The following is a 412-nucleotide window of genomic DNA, read 5'->3' as shown; positions in this document are numbered from 1 at the left end:
GGTAGGTGCGCTGCCCGGCGGTGATCACGTTGGGCGAGTAGTTCACCGGGTTGCCGAGCGTCGCCTCGGAATCGAAACCCACGATTTTATCGCCCACCTGACAAAAATCAGGGTAGCTGGTCAACGCTCTCCAGCGGGCCTCCGCATTACCGGCGTGGCGGGCCTGGCCGTTACGGGCTTGCCCCTGGGCGTCTGGTGGCGTGTTGCTGTCATCCGACATGGCGTGCCCCTCCGGTAGATGATAACGCCGCCAGCGGTGTGCGCCGGATGCGTACCTGCTTGAGCGGGTCATCGAGCGGAAACAGTGCCCGCCAGGTGAGGCTAACGTCTTCGTGATCCAGGTCGATCACCACGCTGTCGAGGGCCAGTGGGGTATTGCCGCGCTGGCCACTGGCGTGTTCGGTGAGAGCCT

General features: G+C 64.3%; 2 protein-coding genes. Both read right to left on the bottom strand.

The features are described from left to right. A partial coding sequence (locus K7H09_RS24360; RefSeq protein WP_230806394.1) for a hypothetical protein occupies positions 1–220 on the bottom strand: 220 nt, incomplete at its 3' end. Further along, on the bottom strand, positions 210–412 hold a 203-nt coding region (locus tag K7H09_RS24355; protein ID WP_230806393.1), incomplete at its 5' end, for a hypothetical protein. The genes K7H09_RS24355 and K7H09_RS24360, both read right to left, overlap by 11 nt.

The organism is Halomonas sp. IOP_14, from assembly GCF_021021315.1.
GTDB classification, from domain to species: Bacteria; Pseudomonadota; Gammaproteobacteria; order Pseudomonadales; family Halomonadaceae; genus Vreelandella; species Vreelandella titanicae.
Note: the sequence above shows the minus strand (reverse complement) of the source record. Positions and strands in the feature narration are given on the sequence as shown.